General features: G+C 68.9%; 1 pseudogene. It reads right to left on the bottom strand.

Annotation, left to right across the window (positions count from 1 at the left end):
* Positions 1-241 (bottom strand): annotated as a pseudogene (locus tag J0695_RS41660) (hypothetical protein); the annotation flags it as partial.
* Between the last annotated feature and the right edge of the window lie 109 nt (positions 242-350).

Below are 350 nucleotides of genomic sequence, written 5' to 3'. Positions count from 1 at the left end.
AGCGTCTCGTGGGCTCGGTCGGGTCAGGCTCGGTCGGGTCAGGGTCGGTAGGGTCCGGCTCAGCCGGATCCTCGTCGCCGAGTTCCAGGTTGACATTGACGTTGGTGCTCTCGCCTCCGACACCGGCGCTCACGCCTATGTCGAGGGCGGAGGCCGCGCCGGCGGCGGTCAGCGAGGCGCCGGCCGCGATCACGGCACCGGCCGCGATCCGTGCGACACGGATGCGCGTCTTCTTGGTCATGTGGTTGCTACCCCCAGTAGCTCATCGTCAGTGAGGCGGCGCTCGGGGCCGTGATCAACAGGGAGCCGACTGCGATGGCAAGTCCCCCGGTTCACATGCGCCCCAGAGA

It is taken from the genome of Streptomyces beijiangensis (assembly GCF_017315755.1).
Lineage (GTDB): Bacteria > Actinomycetota > Actinomycetes > Streptomycetales > Streptomycetaceae > Streptomyces > Streptomyces beijiangensis.
The sequence above is the reverse complement of the archived record's forward strand: the minus strand, read 5'-3'. Positions and strand labels throughout refer to the sequence as shown.